General features: G+C 37.9%; 15 protein-coding genes. 7 read left to right on the top strand and 8 right to left on the bottom strand.

What is annotated here, in order from left to right; translation table 11 throughout:
* Positions 1–14 precede the first annotated feature (14 nt).
* Positions 15–377 (bottom strand): response regulator, encoded by a 363-nt coding sequence (locus NE363_RS03270; protein WP_004705774.1) that lies wholly within the window; start codon positions 375–377, stop codon positions 15–17.
* A 23-nt stretch (positions 378–400) separates the two neighbouring features.
* Positions 401–784: a twitching motility response regulator PilG gene (pilG, locus tag NE363_RS03265; protein ID WP_000389061.1), complete on the bottom strand. Its 384-nt coding sequence runs from the start codon at positions 782–784 to the stop codon at positions 401–403.
* 283 nt (positions 785–1,067) lie between these two features.
* Between pilG and NE363_RS03260 the strand changes: the two genes are divergently transcribed.
* The 4 genes from NE363_RS03260 to NE363_RS03245 all read left to right on the top strand — a co-directional run bounded on the left by NE363_RS03260 (position 1,068) and on the right by NE363_RS03245 (position 7,775).
* Positions 1,068–1,706, top strand: coding sequence for a hypothetical protein (locus NE363_RS03260; RefSeq protein WP_445535814.1), 639 nt, complete (start codon positions 1,068–1,070; stop codon positions 1,704–1,706).
* Positions 1,707–1,765: 59 nt separating this feature from the next.
* A complete protein-coding gene (locus tag NE363_RS03255) occupies positions 1,766–2,884 on the top strand; it encodes an efflux RND transporter periplasmic adaptor subunit (RefSeq protein WP_445535813.1) in 1,119 nt (372 codons plus the stop codon).
* A gap of 15 nt (positions 2,885–2,899) precedes the next feature.
* The gene (locus tag NE363_RS03250) at positions 2,900–5,998 is read left to right on the top strand and encodes an efflux RND transporter permease subunit (RefSeq protein ID WP_445535812.1); all 3,099 of its coding nucleotides are present in this window, start codon (positions 2,900–2,902) and stop codon (positions 5,996–5,998) included.
* A gap of 61 nt (positions 5,999–6,059) precedes the next feature.
* On the top strand, positions 6,060–7,775 hold the full coding sequence (locus NE363_RS03245) for a proline--tRNA ligase (RefSeq protein ID WP_445535811.1): 1,716 nt from the start codon (positions 6,060–6,062) through the stop codon (positions 7,773–7,775).
* Positions 7,776–8,022: 247 nt separating this feature from the next.
* Here NE363_RS03245 and NE363_RS03240 read toward each other — a convergent pair whose 3' ends face one another.
* From NE363_RS03240 to NE363_RS03225, 4 genes are all read right to left on the bottom strand, one after another.
* Entirely contained in the window at positions 8,023–8,358 is a 336-nt protein-coding gene (locus NE363_RS03240; RefSeq protein ID WP_004705768.1) for a YegP family protein, read from the bottom strand.
* A gap of 210 nt (positions 8,359–8,568) precedes the next feature.
* Positions 8,569–8,913: a zinc ribbon domain-containing protein YjdM gene (locus NE363_RS03235; RefSeq protein WP_019457546.1), complete on the bottom strand. Its 345-nt coding sequence runs from the start codon at positions 8,911–8,913 to the stop codon at positions 8,569–8,571.
* Between the two features lie 90 nt (positions 8,914–9,003).
* Complete coding sequence (locus tag NE363_RS03230) at positions 9,004–9,360, bottom strand: DUF488 domain-containing protein (protein WP_445535810.1); 357 nt, start codon at positions 9,358–9,360, stop codon at positions 9,004–9,006.
* 147 nt (positions 9,361–9,507) lie between these two features.
* A complete protein-coding gene (locus NE363_RS03225) occupies positions 9,508–9,960 on the bottom strand; it encodes an SRPBCC family protein (RefSeq protein ID WP_079377340.1) in 453 nt (150 codons plus the stop codon).
* A gap of 214 nt (positions 9,961–10,174) precedes the next feature.
* On the opposite strand from NE363_RS03225, the gene ygfZ reads away from it, so the two are divergent.
* The 3 genes from ygfZ (at position 10,175) to NE363_RS03210 (ending at position 12,760) form a co-directional block, all read left to right on the top strand.
* The gene (ygfZ, locus tag NE363_RS03220) at positions 10,175–10,897 is read left to right on the top strand and encodes a CAF17-like 4Fe-4S cluster assembly/insertion protein YgfZ (protein WP_004885360.1); all 723 of its coding nucleotides are present in this window, start codon (positions 10,175–10,177) and stop codon (positions 10,895–10,897) included.
* A 145-nt stretch (positions 10,898–11,042) separates the two neighbouring features.
* The gene (locus NE363_RS03215; RefSeq protein WP_004712069.1) at positions 11,043–11,753 is read left to right on the top strand and encodes a DsbC family protein; all 711 of its coding nucleotides are present in this window, start codon (positions 11,043–11,045) and stop codon (positions 11,751–11,753) included.
* Positions 11,754–11,935: 182 nt separating this feature from the next.
* Entirely contained in the window at positions 11,936–12,760 is an 825-nt protein-coding gene (locus NE363_RS03210) for a tetratricopeptide repeat protein (protein ID WP_002051569.1), read from the top strand.
* A gap of 34 nt (positions 12,761–12,794) precedes the next feature.
* On the opposite strand, the gene NE363_RS03205 is transcribed toward NE363_RS03210, so the two are convergent.
* Both NE363_RS03205 and NE363_RS03200 read right to left on the bottom strand, forming a co-directional pair.
* A complete protein-coding gene (locus NE363_RS03205) occupies positions 12,795–13,718 on the bottom strand; it encodes an AEC family transporter (RefSeq protein WP_023188155.1) in 924 nt (307 codons plus the stop codon).
* Positions 13,719–13,784: 66 nt separating this feature from the next.
* Complete coding sequence (locus tag NE363_RS03200; protein ID WP_445535809.1) at positions 13,785–14,894, bottom strand: NADH:flavin oxidoreductase/NADH oxidase; 1,110 nt, start codon at positions 14,892–14,894, stop codon at positions 13,785–13,787.
* Positions 14,895–14,896 lie beyond the last annotated feature (2 nt).

Genomic DNA, 14,896 nt, shown 5'->3' with positions numbered 1-14,896 from the left:
TATGGATGGATGAGTTAATTTAGAAATTGTTTAATTACATCAATCAATTGCTTTTCTTCAATCGGCTTAATTAAGTAATCAAGCGCGCCTTGACGTTTTCCCCATACTCGGTCAGTTGCCTGATCTTTAGTACTCACAATAACAACTGGAATATGCTTAGTGTCTTCATCACGAGTAATCTGACGTGTTGCTTGAAAGCCATTTACACCAGGCATTACAACATCCATTAACACTAAATCAGGCTGTTCTGCTTTTGCCAAAGTTACACCATCCGCACCATTAGATGCTTCAAGTACATCATAACCATGCTTGGTTAAGATCTCTCTAAAACGATAAGTTTCTGTTGGTGAGTCATCAACAATAAGAATACGTGCCATTTCTTTGCCCTTAAATTACTTAATTATGAACTTACATGATTACGAATCGCATTTAGCAATTCATCTTTGCTAAATGGTTTCGTCAAGTATTCATCTGAACCTACCACACGCCCTTTTGCCTGATCAAATAGACCATCTTTACTTGAGAGCATGATAACGGGAATGTTCTGATAATTTTGAGAGTTCTTAATCAGAGCACAAGTTTGATAACCGTCTAAACGAGGCATCATGATATCTACAAAAACTATATCTGGATTCGCTTCAGCAATTTTAGATAAAGCTTCAAATCCATCGACAGCAGTAATCACTTCACAACCTTCTCGTTGCAATAATGTTTCTGCTGTACGGCGAATAGTTTTTGAGTCATCAATAACCATTACTTTCAGATTTTGGAACGCATCTTCCATTTAATCTTCCATCCCCATAACATAAAATATAAATGCAATTTAACTTAAATTTGTTTTTACAGATTTATACGCATTTTTAACATATCTATACTTCTATTTTCAATGAAAGGTTTTTGTCTACTTTCTCATTTATAAACAATAACTTTTAACCTCATCACACTTTCGAAAAAATTATCATTTTTTTTATAATATTAATATTTTTATTCAGTTAAATAATAACTAATATATTTAAGATTAACTATTTAAAAATAAGCGGCTTAGCTTTCTTTTTTTGGGGAATTTTATGAATAAGCGGGTGAAATACGCCTTTTATAGAAACTGCTTGTCTGTATTTATAGGCATTGCTTCTTGTGGAGCACTGTTTTTATCTTCCCTAACGTTTGCCGCAAATGATGCCCCTAAAGCTGTTTGGTATCGCTATTATGACCAACATGGGATTGCCAATATCAGTACATCCGTAACGCCTGCACATATCCGTCATGGTTATGAAGCACTCGACCAAAATATGCAGGTGATAAAAAGAAATCACCCCTATAATTCAGAGACCGATTTAAATCAATCGTCACAACGCGCATTATCAGCCCGATACAGAGAAGAAGATAACAAATTAAAAAAGGCATATAGCAATAGTAAAACTGCTGTGATTAAAAGGGACCAAGCTCTATTAGCAATTAAAAAACAAATGAATTATCAGCAAGAACAACTCAACCACTTGCAACAAGATAAAATTTTATTTAAACGTCAGGAAATGGAATATTTTCGTAAAGGTGAAAAAGTTCCTGAGAGGCTTAAAGCATTGATTGAAAACAATCTAACCAATATTCTCAAGGTTAAACAAACACTTGAATTACTTTCAAAAAATTATAATCACACTAACAATGAGTATGAAAATATTATCGAACGTTTAAAAAAGCTTGAATAAGCGCACAGCTTTATCAAGAATAGGGGCAAAATAAAATTTGAACTACAGGATGATGCTGTATGCGCACAACGCATCTTACCCCTTCTACTTTTTTTAAATTAAGCTTAATTAGCCTGAGTTTGATTTTAGCTGCATGTCATCAGCAAGAAGCACCAAAAACAACAGCATCTGAACCTAAAAAAATTGAACTTATTCCTCAAGATTTAATTACTGTAAAAGAAGGCTCTGTAGCTACTCAGACGTCTTTTACAGGAACTATTCGTGCAGTACAACAAAGTTCTATTCAAGCTCAAGTCAGTGCGACAGCAACATCCGTTAATGCAAATGTAGGTCAAAAAGTACAAAAAGGCCAAGTATTAGTCAGGTTGAATAATCAAGATAATGCTGCGCGTTTAGCTCAAGCAGAAGCTAATCTTGCTTCTGCTCAGGCACAAGCAGAGCTTTCACGTAATTTGATGAATCGAAAACAAAGATTACTCAATCAAGGCTTTATTGCCCGTGTGGATTTTGAACAGAGTCAGATGGATTATAAGGGTCAACTTGAAAGTGTTCGAGCTCAACAAGCCAATGTCGATATTGCTAAAAAAGCGGATCAGGATGGCATTATTACCAGCCCTATTTCAGGTGTTATTACTAAACGACAAGTTGAACCGGGACAAACTGTATCAGTTGGACAAACACTATTTGAAATCGTTAATCCTGATGAATTAGAAATACAAGCAAAGTTGCCTATTGAGCAACAATCTGCACTAAAAGTGGGTAGCTCTATTCAATATCAGATTCAGGGAAATTCAAAAAAATTACACGCAATACTGACTCGGGTCTCACCTGTAGCGGACCAAGATAGTCGACAAATTGAATTCTTTGCGAGCCCTAAAGAAGCAATTGATTCACTCAGTATCGGCGCATTTATTAATGGCATTATTTTGCAAAATGATCGCAATCAAGGACAAACCATTCCTTTAGATAGTATTCAAAACCTGCAACAAGATCCTTTCGTATGGGTAATACGCAATCAAACCATTCAAAAGGTCAAAATTCACGTAGTTGAGCAACGTTACAACGAAAACATCGCGTTGGTACAAGGTTTACAAAGTACAGATCAGGTAAGTCGTATCCAGTTTGAAGACTCAGACATTAATAAAAAAGTAACGCTTACAGCCGAAAAAAATAAATAAGGTAGCAAATAGCTTATGTGGTTTACCCGAATCAGTGTGAAGTACCCCGTTTTTACCATTATGATGATGCTGTGCTTAATGGTACTCGGGTTAGCCTCTTGGAAACGCATGACGGTTGAAGAGTTTCCTAATGTAGATTTCCCATTTGTAGTGGTTACCACACAATATGCTGGTGCCTCACCTGAAGCGGTTGAGTCGGATATTACAAAAAAACTCGAAGACCAAATCAATACGATTTCAGGCATTAAACAAATTACTTCACGTTCAAGTGAAGGGTCATCGATGGTGATTGCCGAGTTTAATCTTGATACCTCTTCTGCAATTGCAGCACAAGATGTGCGCGACAAAATTGCTCCAGTTATCGCTCAATTTCGTGATGAAATTGATACGCCGATTGTGCAACGATACGATCCTTCATCTAGCCCAATTATGTCGGTGGTGTTTGAGTCGAATACGATGAGCTTGGCTCAATTAAGTTCATACGTAGACAAAAAAATTGTGCCTCAGCTTAAAACCGTTTCTGGTGTAGGTAATGTCAATCTACTTGGCGATGCTAAACGTCAAATTCGTATAAAAATCCATCCTGAACAATTGCAAAGCTACGGTATTGGCATTGATCAGGTTATTAACACGCTAAAAAATGAAAATATAGAAGTCCCTGCGGGAACTTTACAGCAAAAGAATTCTGAACTCGTTGTACAGATTCAATCAAAAGTTATTCATCCTTTTGGTTTTGGTGATTTGGTTATTGCCAATAAAAATGGTTCCCCTATTTTTCTAAAACAAGTGGCAACTATTGAAGATACTCAAGCAGAACTGCAATCCAGTGCTTTTTATAACGGAAGAACGGCTGTCTCAGTCGACATTTTAAAAAGTTCCGATGCTAATGTAATTCAAGTCGTCGATAAAACTTACCAAACGTTAGAGAAGCTAAAAGCTCAAATGCCTGCGGGTTTAAATTATAAAGTCGTGGCAGACAGCTCCAAAGGTATTCGCGCTTCAATTAAAGATGTAGTTCGTACCATTCTTGAAGGGGCAGGCTTAGCAGTTTTAATTGTTTTACTCTTTTTGGGTTCTTTCCGTTCTACCGTCATTACAGGTTTAACTTTACCGATTACCCTACTGGGAACATTAACCTTCATTTGGGCTTTTGGTTTCAGTATTAACATGATGACGCTGTTAGCCCTGTCACTGAGTATTGGTCTGTTAATTGATGACGCGATTGTAGTTCGAGAAAACATAGTTAGACATACTGAGCTTGGCAAAGACCATGTCACCGCGGCTTTAGATGGCACCAAAGAAATTGGTTTAGCCGTACTCGCAACCACACTTACCATTGTGGCAGTATTTTTACCTGTTGCTTTCATGGGGGGATTAATTGGCCGTTTCTTCTACCAGTTTGGGGTAACTGTAAGTACAGCTGTTCTTATTTCCATGTTTATCAGTTTTACACTCGACCCAATGCTTTCAGCACATTGGAAAGACCCAGTAAAGAAAAAAGAAAGTCGACTACAACGTTTCTTTAATCGTATTTCTAAATTATTAGATGGCCTTACCCATATTTATGAAAAGTTGTTGAAGCTTGCTCTGCGCTTTCGTTTTATTACAGTCATTATTGCGATTGCTTCACTATTCGCTGCCTTAGGTTTATCAAAGCTTATTGGAACCGAATTTGTACCAGTCCCAGATAAAGGCGAAATTCGTATTCAGTTCGAGACTCCTGTCGATTCCTCTTTGGAATATACCCAAGCCAAACTACATCAAGTCGATCAAATTATTAGGCAATTCCCTGATGTTGTTTCTACCTACGGGGTTGTAAATAGCACAATAAACTCTGGGAAAAACCATGCGGGTTTAGGAGTGACTTTAAAACCAAAACAAGAACGTAGTTCAGACTTAGCAACGCTCAACAATGAGTTCCGTGATCGTTTGCAAACCGTAGCGGGTATTCATGTTACTTCCGTTGCTGCTGCTCAAGATTCAGTTTCTGGTGGTCAAAAACCTATCATGATTTCCATTAAGGGAACTGACCTAAATGAGCTGCAAAAAATTTCAAATCGGTTTATGACTGAAATGGGCAAAATTAAAGGTGTAGTCGATTTAGAAAGCTCTTTAAAAGAGCCAAAACCAACTTTAGGTGTTCATATTAATCGTGTATTGGCAAGTGACTTAGGCTTGTCTGTTTCCCAAGTTGCCAATGCAATCCGTCCCTTAATTGCAGGCGATAATGTCACAACGTGGGAAGACCGTGACGGCGAAACCTATGACGTTAATATTCGGTTAAATGAAGACAAACGCATGCTTCCTCAGGACGTTCAAAATCTATATCTCAACTCAAACAAAACTGGTGCAAATGGACAACCAATATTAGTTCCATTGAGTGCGGTAGCAACAACTGAGGAAAAACTCGGCGCGTCACAAATTAATCGACGCGATCTTGAACGTGAAGTACTCATTCAAGCTAATACATCTGGACGCCCAAGTGGAGATATCGGTAAAGATATTGATAAAATGCAAAAAGCATTTAAGTTGCCTGCTGGTTATACCTTCAATACCCAAGGGGCTAATGCCGACATGGCCGAGTCTGCAGGTTATGCATTAACTGCTATTACGCTTTCCATCGTATTTATTTATATTGTGTTGGGTTCTCAGTTTAATAGTTTTATTCACCCAGCTGCGATTATGGCATCTTTACCGCTGTCATTGATTGGGGTATTTCTTGCCCTCTTCTTGTTTAGAAGTACCCTAAATCTATTTTCGATTATTGGCATCATTATGCTCATGGGGCTGGTAACCAAAAACGCGATTTTACTTATCGACTTTATTAAAAAGTCCATGGAACATGGGGAAAGTCGTTATGATGCTATTTTACAAGCGGGTAAAACCCGTTTACGCCCAATCTTAATGACTACAAGTGCTATGGTCATGGGTATGGTTCCATTAGCTCTAGGCTTGGGTGAAGGTGGAGAGCAAAGTGCACCAATGGCTCATGCTGTTATTGGTGGAGTAATCACCTCTACCCTGTTGACACTAGTAGTTGTACCAGTCATTTTCACTTATCTGGATGACTTGAAAAACTTTCTGCTGCGTCAAACTCGACGATTCATGTCATAATGCAGCGACTATCGTATAATCTGCGTTTTTATAACGCTTAACTTTTTTTAGGACTTTTTCCATGCGCGCAAGCCGCTTTTTATTTGCAACGTTGAGAGAAACCCCAAACGATGCTGAAGTGATTTCACATCAGCTCATGTTACGTGCGGGGATGATTCGTAAATTGGCATCAGGTTTATATACATGGCTGCCGATGGGAACACGTGTGCTTAAAAAAGTTGATGCGATTGTTCGTGAAGAAATGAATCGTTCAGGTGCTATGGAAGTGTTCATGCCCGTGACCCAACCCGCAAGCTTGTGGGAAGAATCAGGTCGTTATGAACAATACGGCCCTGAATTATTACGCTTCAAAGATCGTCACGACAACCCGTTTGTGCTTGGTCCTACACATGAAGAAGTAATTACCGATTTAGCACGTAACGAGCTAAAAAGTTATAAACAGCTTCCTGTAAATTTCTATCAAATTCAAACCAAATTCCGTGATGAAATTCGTCCACGTTTTGGTGTAATGCGTTCACGCGAGTTCATTATGAAAGATGCTTATTCTTTCCATGCAACTCAAGAATCATTACAAGAAACTTATGACGTGATGTACGACACTTATAGCCGTATCTTTACTCGCTTAGGTTTAGACTTCCGTCCAGTTCAAGCTGATACAGGTTCAATTGGTGGTTCAGCTTCACATGAATTCCATGTATTGGCTTCAAGTGGTGAAGATGACATCGCATTTTCAACTGAATCTGATTATGCAGCAAACGTTGAAATGGCTGAGGCAGTTTTAGTTGGTGAACGTGCTGCACCTGCACAAGAATTTAAATTGGTTGAAACACCAAATCAAAAAACAATTGATGATGTTTGCCAATTTCTAAATGCTGATCCGAAACAATCTGTTAAAGCATTATTGGTTCAAGGTGTTGCTGATGAAAAAGGCAATGTTCCTGTAGTTGCCCTATTCTTACGTGGCGATCACGAACTGAATGAAATTAAAGCTGAGAAACATCCTTTAGTTGGTGTCCCTCTTACGTTTGCAACTGAAGAGCAACTTCAAGCATTTGGTTTAACGGCTGGCTTTACAGGTCCACAAGGTTTAGTTGAAAAAGGCTTAACTGTTATTGTTGATCGCGCTGCATCTGTTCTTTCTGACTTCGTTGCTGGTGCAAATGAAGCTGACAAACACGCTGTGGGCGTAAACTGGGAACGTGATGCGCAAATCACTGAAGTCTTTGATTTACGTAATGTGGTTGAAGGCGACCCATCTCCAGATGGTAAAGGCACGATCCAAATTAAACGCGGTATTGAAGTAGGTCATATTTTCCAGCTTGGTACTAAGTACTCTGAAGCTTTAGGTTGTAAAGTTTTAGGTGAAGATGGTAAGCCATTTACAGTAACAATGGGTTGTTACGGTATTGGTGTAACACGTGTAGTTGCAGCTGCAATTGAACAAAACTACGATGACAAAGGTATTATTTGGCCACAAGCGATTGCTCCTTTTGAAATCGCAATTGTTCCAATGAATGCACATAAATCACCTCGTACTCTTGAAGCAGCTGAAGCACTTTATGCAGAACTTCAAGCTCAAGGTTTTGACGTATTACTTGATGACCGTAACGAACGTCCAGGCGTTAAATTCTCTGACCTTGAGTTAATGGGTATTCCACACCGCATCGTGATTGGTGAAAAAGGTCTTGATGCTGGTATGTTTGAATATAAAGGTCGCCGCGATGCTGAAGCGAGCAATTTAACTAAAGAAGAACTTGTAGCTAAGTTAGCGCGTTAATTACATTTATGTCATTGCCCCCAATGGTAGTGGCATACAAATGTTATTTATATAGGCAAAACCTTACTTTTGTTTCGGCAAAAGTAACAACCATTTGTATGACTGACGGTACGTCCATGTTACCGCAGCCATACGGGCGGCATTCATGCTGCCCCATAATATTAAATTTTGTCCTATCGTCCTCAAATAAAAAACTGCCTCTTAAATGAAGCAGTTTTTTTATTATCTTATAAAATTTACGTCTAATCTAAACTGTTAAATCTTTAATGGTTGTCGAAGATCCATTGGTTTTAACCGATTCAATTCCTTTGTCACGTGATGCTTCGCTCGCGTAGAACTGACTTGTACCAATAATTTGATGATTGGCTGCTTTTAAATTGAAGTAAGGTTTCCCATTCTTTGCAGTTAAACGGTCATATCGCCCATCGTCACCACTATTTTTTTGAACTGACTCAATACCATTGACTGCTGATGCTTTCGCTTTATATAGCTCACTATTTAAAATAATTTCGCCATTACCAGCCTTGAGTACAAAGCGATATTGTCCATCACTCGCTTGTGAAATCTCGTACCATCCTGCCATAAGAACCTCGTTTTTTTGTTGATGTGGGTATGACTTTCGTTATTATTCTGGACGAAAGTTATTTGTTATTGATGACAATATAAATGAGGTGTGTAATTTTGGATAGACTACTTTTTATACATTATCGTAATAAAATTATAAGGATGTTGAAAGTTAAAAAGGTAGAGGCTAGATGAGCGCCCCTACCAAAATGTAATTAAAATTAACAAATTAAGCTTTTTTTACAAATTCAGATTTTAATTTCATCTGACCAATACCATCAATTTTGCAATCAATATTATGGCCATCACTTGCATCTGGAACTAAACGAATTGTTTTTACTTTTGTTCCCACTTTAACAACCGAAGATGAACCTTTAATTTTTAAGTCTTTTATCACAGTGACACTATCACCATCTGCCAAGACATTACCATTTGCATCTTTAATCACTTCTTGTTCATCAGCAATTGAAGCTTCCCCTTCCTTCCACTCATGTGAGCATTCAGGACAAATTAATAAGTCGCCGTCTTGATAGGTATATTCTGATTGGCATTTTGGGCAATTTGGCAAAGACATAAAAAAATCTCAAAAAGTATATTATGCGAGATATGACTCATTTTTTAAAGTTTTAAATAAAAGACTTTTACCAAAAAAAAATTTATATATTCATTTCTTCTCTTCCTCTAATAAATAGTCTCTTAAAATAATCGCATGGTTATGCTCCACATCTTTTGCCGAATATAAAAGCGTGACTTTATGATGTGACACAAGGTCTTGTAACTCTTTAACTGCTGGGTTGCTTCTTAGTTCTTTTAAATAACGCTGTTTAAACTCATCCCAGTGTACTGCAGACTCTGCATGAAACCACTTACGTAGCTCAGTTGAGGGAGCTATTTCTTTTAACCATAAATCCAAATGAGCATTTTCTTTACTTATCCCTCGGCTCCATAGCCGATCAACTAATATTCGTTTTCCATCCTCGGTACTTGCTTGTTCATAAATTCTTTTAATTTGTATGTTCATCTCTTTTTCTCACTAGAACGCCTCATTGTTTAGGCTTTATAAACAGATTTAATATTTTGTTCTCTTTTAATGTACTTAAAAAGAAAAGAGTGAGTAGCCTCTCTACTCACTCTTTTCTTATTTAATATTTAAAATTTTAAAAGGCGATTACTGATCTGGGATCTCGGCTTCCACCAACAACTTCAATAAAGATAAAGATTCTTGCCAACCTAAATAACATGCTTCCACAGGAATAACTTCTGGTATGCCTTCTTGGGTAATGTGAATTTCTGTGCCTACCAATACAGTTTTTAATGTAATAGTGACCTGCATCGTACCAGGTAAATTTGAGTCATCAAATTGGTCGTTATAACGAATTAATTCATTTGGAACGAGTTCAACATAAGTTCCCCCAAATGAATGTGTTGAACCTGTTGAAAAGTTGGTAAAACTCATTTTATATGAGCCACCCACTTTTGCATCAAAACTATGAACCTTCGCAGTAAAACCGTGAGGTGCCATCCACTTAACTAAAGCATCTGGATCGAGAAAAGCACGATAAACCCGTTCAGCGGGTGCTTTAAATACGCGATGTAATTTTACTGTACCTGTTGCCATTATGTTCTCCTTATTTTAAGTCCATTTAGGTTATAGAAATTATGTGTAGTAGCTTAAACCCTAGAATTTCATTTAACGTATATTTTTGGTGTTTTTTTCCATTTATATAACCAGTTTCTGACAAAACTAAATTACGAAAACTAAGGCTGATTTTTTGATAAAAATGGAGCAAAATAGTCAGCAATCATAAAGAAACATATTGAATTTGAGATTAATCATGAGTCTGCTCGCTTTCTCCTCATATGCATTAAACGGTGTAGATGCACAGAAGTTTTTACAAGGCCAAGTGACTGTCGATACTGAGCGTTTAGCTGAAAATGAAACACGCTATACAGCCATTTGTGATCTTAAAGGCCGTATTCATTTTGGCCTATGGTTGAAAAAGATTAACGCTGAAAGTTTTGAGATTGTTGTTACTCAAGATCAAGCTGAAGAGTTTGCTAAGCATATTAAAAAATATGGCGCATTTTCAAAAATGACCTTAAGTGAACAAGGCGTTGTGTTTCCAAAAGTTGTGAATGGTCACACTGAGTTCAGCTCTACAGAAACTGATATTTCCGAATGGCAAAAACAAGCCATCATGACAGGTCAAGCATGGATTGCTCAAGCGACCGAACATGAGTTCCAACCACAAGAATTACGTTTACATCAACGTGAAGGCGTCAATTACGATAAAGGCTGTTACTTAGGTCAGGAAATTGTGGCGCGCCTTTGGTTTAAAGCAAAACCAAAACACTGGTTGCATCTAGTTCAAGGTACAGGTGAAGCACCTGCTCCAGCTACTCAATTAAATAACGATATTGAAGTAGTAAATAGTACCCCAACCACTGACGGATATATTGCGTTAGTGGTTGCAAAACCAGCTGCTCTAGCTGAACTCGGCCTTCAAGTTCTCGATTTACCGGAAGCTTTAAGTGGTGATGTTGCTAGACCACAATAATCAGATTTAACAAATAAAAAGCCCGTGGATGACCCTACGGGCTTTTCTATAGATACAAAATTCTAATAAATTCATTTAATTAGGGCATCAATTTTTTAATTTTTCTATGCCATCATAATCCAGATTGAAATCTAAGAGAAAAAATATGAAAACTAAACTTGCTACACTCATGTTGAGTCTGGCTTTTTTCGGTTCTGCTCATGCTGATGTCAAAACACTTGAACAAAATCTGAAAACAAATTACCCAGACTTACCTGTAAAAGGTGTTTATCAATCACCTGTGCAAGGTATTTATGAAGTGTATACAAGCGGTCGTATTGTTTATACCAATCAAGATGCTAAATACTTTTTTGTAGGCAATTTAGTTGATATCAAACAACAAAAAAATATGACAGAAGAACGAATTGCCGAATTGGGTAAAATTGATGTTAAAAGCCTACCTCTCAACCAAGCGATTAAATATGTAAAAGGTAAAGGAGAACGTACTCTTTATATTTTCAGTGACCCTGATTGTCCTTACTGTCAGCGTCTAGAACAAAATATGGTTGGGGTTGATAACGTAACGGTATATGTATTCTTATATCCGCTGACCAGTTTGCACCCCAATGCTGAAAAAGTTTCAAATCAGATCTGGTGTTCAAAGAACCCGTCTGAAGCTTGGACCAGTTATATGCTTAACCGCAAATTGCCAACTAATAGCAAAAGTTGCTCAAGTCCAATTCAAAAGAATATCGCTCTAGGCCAAAAATTAAATATCGATGGAACACCAACCCTGTTCTTGCAAGATGGGCAAAGAATCTCTGGTGTACCAAGTGATGCAAAACAAATTGAAGCATTACTTAAGTCAGTAAAATAAGTCTATATGCCATTCTCAGAAGTAGAGTGGCATATTATTTTTCTCCACAGTTTGCTTTATAGACATCGTTTTATATACAAATCGGCTGTTTACTTTCATGCATCACTATTTATGATGAGAAGTTGAGTTGATTCAATACATCGACGGAATGATGTAGCTACGAAGTAAAAGGTTAAAAAGAAATGAAGAAATTACTCATCGCCAGCCTAATCGCCATTTCAAGTTCGTCCATTTTTGCGGCAGACACTACAGCATCTGTGGCAAAAAATGATGTCTTTAAACAGGCTGAACAATTGTATGCGGCAAAAAATTATCCTGCTGCTTTCCAAGAAGTGCAGCGCCTTGCACAGACAGGAAATGCTCAAGCGATCTATAACTTAGGTTATATGACGCAAATGGGACAAGGCACCCCTAAAGATAATGCCAAAGCTCTAAAATATTATGAAGACGCTTCAAACAAAGGTTATGCTCAGGCCAGTTATAGACTTGCACAGATTTATGAAACGGGTGAATTAGGCGTTGCAAAAGATAGTAATAAATTTAGCCAATATGTGCAAAAAGCATCAGCTCAAGGCTCTGATGATGCAACGGTAAAAATTGCGACCATTTTATTTGCTCAGAAAAAGCCACAGTCTCATCAAATTGCTTTACAAAAGCTAGCGCCTTTAATTCGAAAAGGAAACTACCCTGCTATTCAGGTCAAAGCTCTTTATGATATTAGCCAAGGGGTTGAAAATAAAAACCCGCTAATGAAACGCCAAGGCATTGAAGCTTTACAAGCAATTGCACAAAAAGGTTATGCACCAGCGTCTATGGCTTTAGCGACTATGATGGCAAATGGCAATATCATTCCTCAGAACTTGCCTCAAGCAAAACAGATTTTTACTGAACTTGCTAACCAAAATGTTCCTAATGCTAGAGAATCTTTAGCTTCAGTCGAAAAGATTATTGCTGAGAAGAATAAACAAGCTGCAGCCGCCCCTACACAGCCTGCACCTAAAAAATAGTAAAGAAACAACAGCCCCGTATGGGGCTTATCTTTTACCACCACAAAGCGATAAGCCCACTTACACCAATAAAACCAATAATGGTACTTATCATCAAAGGTGTTAATGCTCTTTCATTTAAACCATATGCTTGCCCAAAAATACCAAAAGCAATTGGCATTGGAAGTGCCGCAATTAATGTTCCAGCATATAACATCTCTTGACTGACGTTTGGTAATAAAAGGAATAACCCAAAAATCACAACTGGCATAAGAATGACATTAAACCCAGCCAACAATACACTTTGTAAATTCACGGCGGTAATACCTATACCAACTAAGCTGCCGCCAATAGCAAATAGTGCTAGAGGCGAAGCTGTCCTTCCTAAAAGTTCTAAAGCTTGCCCAAGTTTTGAAGGCAGATGAATACCTAGCAAGATACAGCTCATCCCCACCAAAATTGCAATAATTACAGGATTTTTAATTAAGTTTATGAATGTTTTTTTCAGTAAAGGCAAAAGCCGCTGCTGTTGATGTAATCCCGCTTCTGCCAAAATAAGCATTAAAGCGACAATTAATAAGTTTTCAATAATTAAAGTTAAAGATATATAGATTGCAGCATGACTACCCATGAGCATAGTCAAAATAGCAGTACCCATAAAACCTGTATTTGACATAGAAGCGCCCATCGATATGACTGCACTATGTGTCAGGCTATTTTTAAAATATTTTCGATAAATGATAAAAGCCAGAAAAAATAAGATTAAAGAGCCACCACCGTAAGCAATAAAATAAGCTGGGTGCCAAATATCTTGTAAATTTTTATTGGCTAAGGATTGGATTAAAAATGCAGGAAGCGCAATTTTAATAACGAATGCGCTAAGAGCCTTAATTTGCTCAGGTGTCACCAATTTAATGAGAACACTACAGTACCCCATCAATAATAAAATCAAAATTGGTAAGATTACCTGAAAAACCACAAACAATGCCCTCACTCATTTCAAAAGAAAAACGGGCAAATCTTAATTTGCCCGCATATTTAAAAACTAAAAAGAATCAAAAAGCTGTTTTAAGCCATGTGGTTGACAACGCAAATATTGAGGAGCAATTTTGACTTTTGCCCCCAATGTAGCTGCAGCATGCCATGGCCAACGTGGGTCATATAACATTGCACGTGCAAGACCAATGGCATCAGCTTGTTGGTTTTCTAAAATTTGTTCAGCATGCTGTGGATCAGTAATAAGACCTACCGCAATCACAGGAATAGATACATGTTTTTTAACCTGCTCCGCGAATGGTACTTGGTAACCTGCCCCGATGGTAATATTTTGGTGTTCATGTAAGCCACCACTAGAGACATGGATATAAGCGGCTCCCAGCTGCTCTAAGGCTTTTGATAAACCAACCGTAGACTCAATGTCCCACTGTTCGTTACCATCCATCCAGTCAGTTGCAGATAAACGCACCCCTACAGGATAACCTGCAGGAACAGCAAGTTTAATTGCCTGAAGTACTTCAAGCGTCATACGCATACGGTTTTCTAAAGAGCCGCCATATTCGTCAGTACGTTGATTAGCAATTGGAGATAAAAATTGATGCAACAAGTAGCCATGCGCCGCATGTACTTCGATTAGCTCAAAGCCCGCTTCAACTGCACGTTTTGCTGCAGCTGCAAAGTCTTGTTGAACTTGTTTAATTTCATCTATTGTTAATGCATGTGGAGCTGCATCGTGAACTGAAAAGGTACTTGTACTTGGAGCAACTGTTTGCCAGCCATGTGGCTGATTTTTTGCAATTTGGCCTTTACCTAACCAAGGCTTTTCAGTCGATGCTTTACGTCCAGCATGCGCTAACTGAATTCCAAATGGCATAGGAGAAAGTGTTTTAACTTTTCCTAATAAAGTTTTGATCTGGTCACGTTGCTGATCATTCCAAAGTCCAAGGTCTGCATAACTAATTCGACCTTCCGCTTGTACAGCAGTAGCTTCCACAATACATAGACCAGCCCCAGACAACGCATAATTTGCCCATTGCTGTTCATGCCAATAGGTAATTTCGCCTTCATCAGTTGCCGAATACTGGCACATTGGGGCAATTACAATTCTATTGACCAGTTGTAGCGAATCAAAATTAACCGTTTCAAATAATTTTGCCATTT

This window comes from Acinetobacter sp. G18, from assembly GCF_052660225.1.
This window is presented reverse-complemented; position numbering and strand designations above follow the sequence as displayed.

Excerpts from the sequence above, each read along its gene's own strand:
- NE363_RS03250 (WP_445535812.1), top strand. The coding sequence starts at position 2,900 with ATGTGGTTTACCCGAATCAGTGTGAAGTACCCCGTTTTTACCATTATG.
- ygfZ (WP_004885360.1), top strand. The coding sequence starts at position 10,175 with ATGAGTCTGCTCGCTTTCTCCTCATATGCATTAAACGGTGTAGATGCA.
- NE363_RS03215 (WP_004712069.1), top strand. The coding sequence starts at position 11,043 with ATGAAAACTAAACTTGCTACACTCATGTTGAGTCTGGCTTTTTTCGGT.
- NE363_RS03230 (WP_445535810.1), bottom strand. The coding sequence starts at position 9,360 with ATGAACATACAAATTAAAAGAATTTATGAACAAGCAAGTACCGAGGAT.
- NE363_RS03210 (WP_002051569.1), top strand. The coding sequence starts at position 11,936 with ATGAAGAAATTACTCATCGCCAGCCTAATCGCCATTTCAAGTTCGTCC.
- NE363_RS03260 (WP_445535814.1), top strand. The coding sequence starts at position 1,068 with ATGAATAAGCGGGTGAAATACGCCTTTTATAGAAACTGCTTGTCTGTA.
- NE363_RS03255 (WP_445535813.1), top strand. The coding sequence starts at position 1,766 with ATGCGCACAACGCATCTTACCCCTTCTACTTTTTTTAAATTAAGCTTA.
- pilG (WP_000389061.1), bottom strand. The coding sequence starts at position 784 with ATGGAAGATGCGTTCCAAAATCTGAAAGTAATGGTTATTGATGACTCA.
- NE363_RS03245 (WP_445535811.1), top strand. The coding sequence starts at position 6,060 with ATGCGCGCAAGCCGCTTTTTATTTGCAACGTTGAGAGAAACCCCAAAC.
- NE363_RS03235 (WP_019457546.1), bottom strand. The coding sequence starts at position 8,913 with ATGTCTTTGCCAAATTGCCCAAAATGCCAATCAGAATATACCTATCAA.
- NE363_RS03270 (WP_004705774.1), bottom strand. The coding sequence starts at position 377 with ATGGCACGTATTCTTATTGTTGATGACTCACCAACAGAAACTTATCGT.
- NE363_RS03200 (WP_445535809.1), bottom strand. The coding sequence starts at position 14,894 with ATGGCAAAATTATTTGAAACGGTTAATTTTGATTCGCTACAACTGGTC.
- NE363_RS03240 (WP_004705768.1), bottom strand. The coding sequence starts at position 8,358 with ATGGCAGGATGGTACGAGATTTCACAAGCGAGTGATGGACAATATCGC.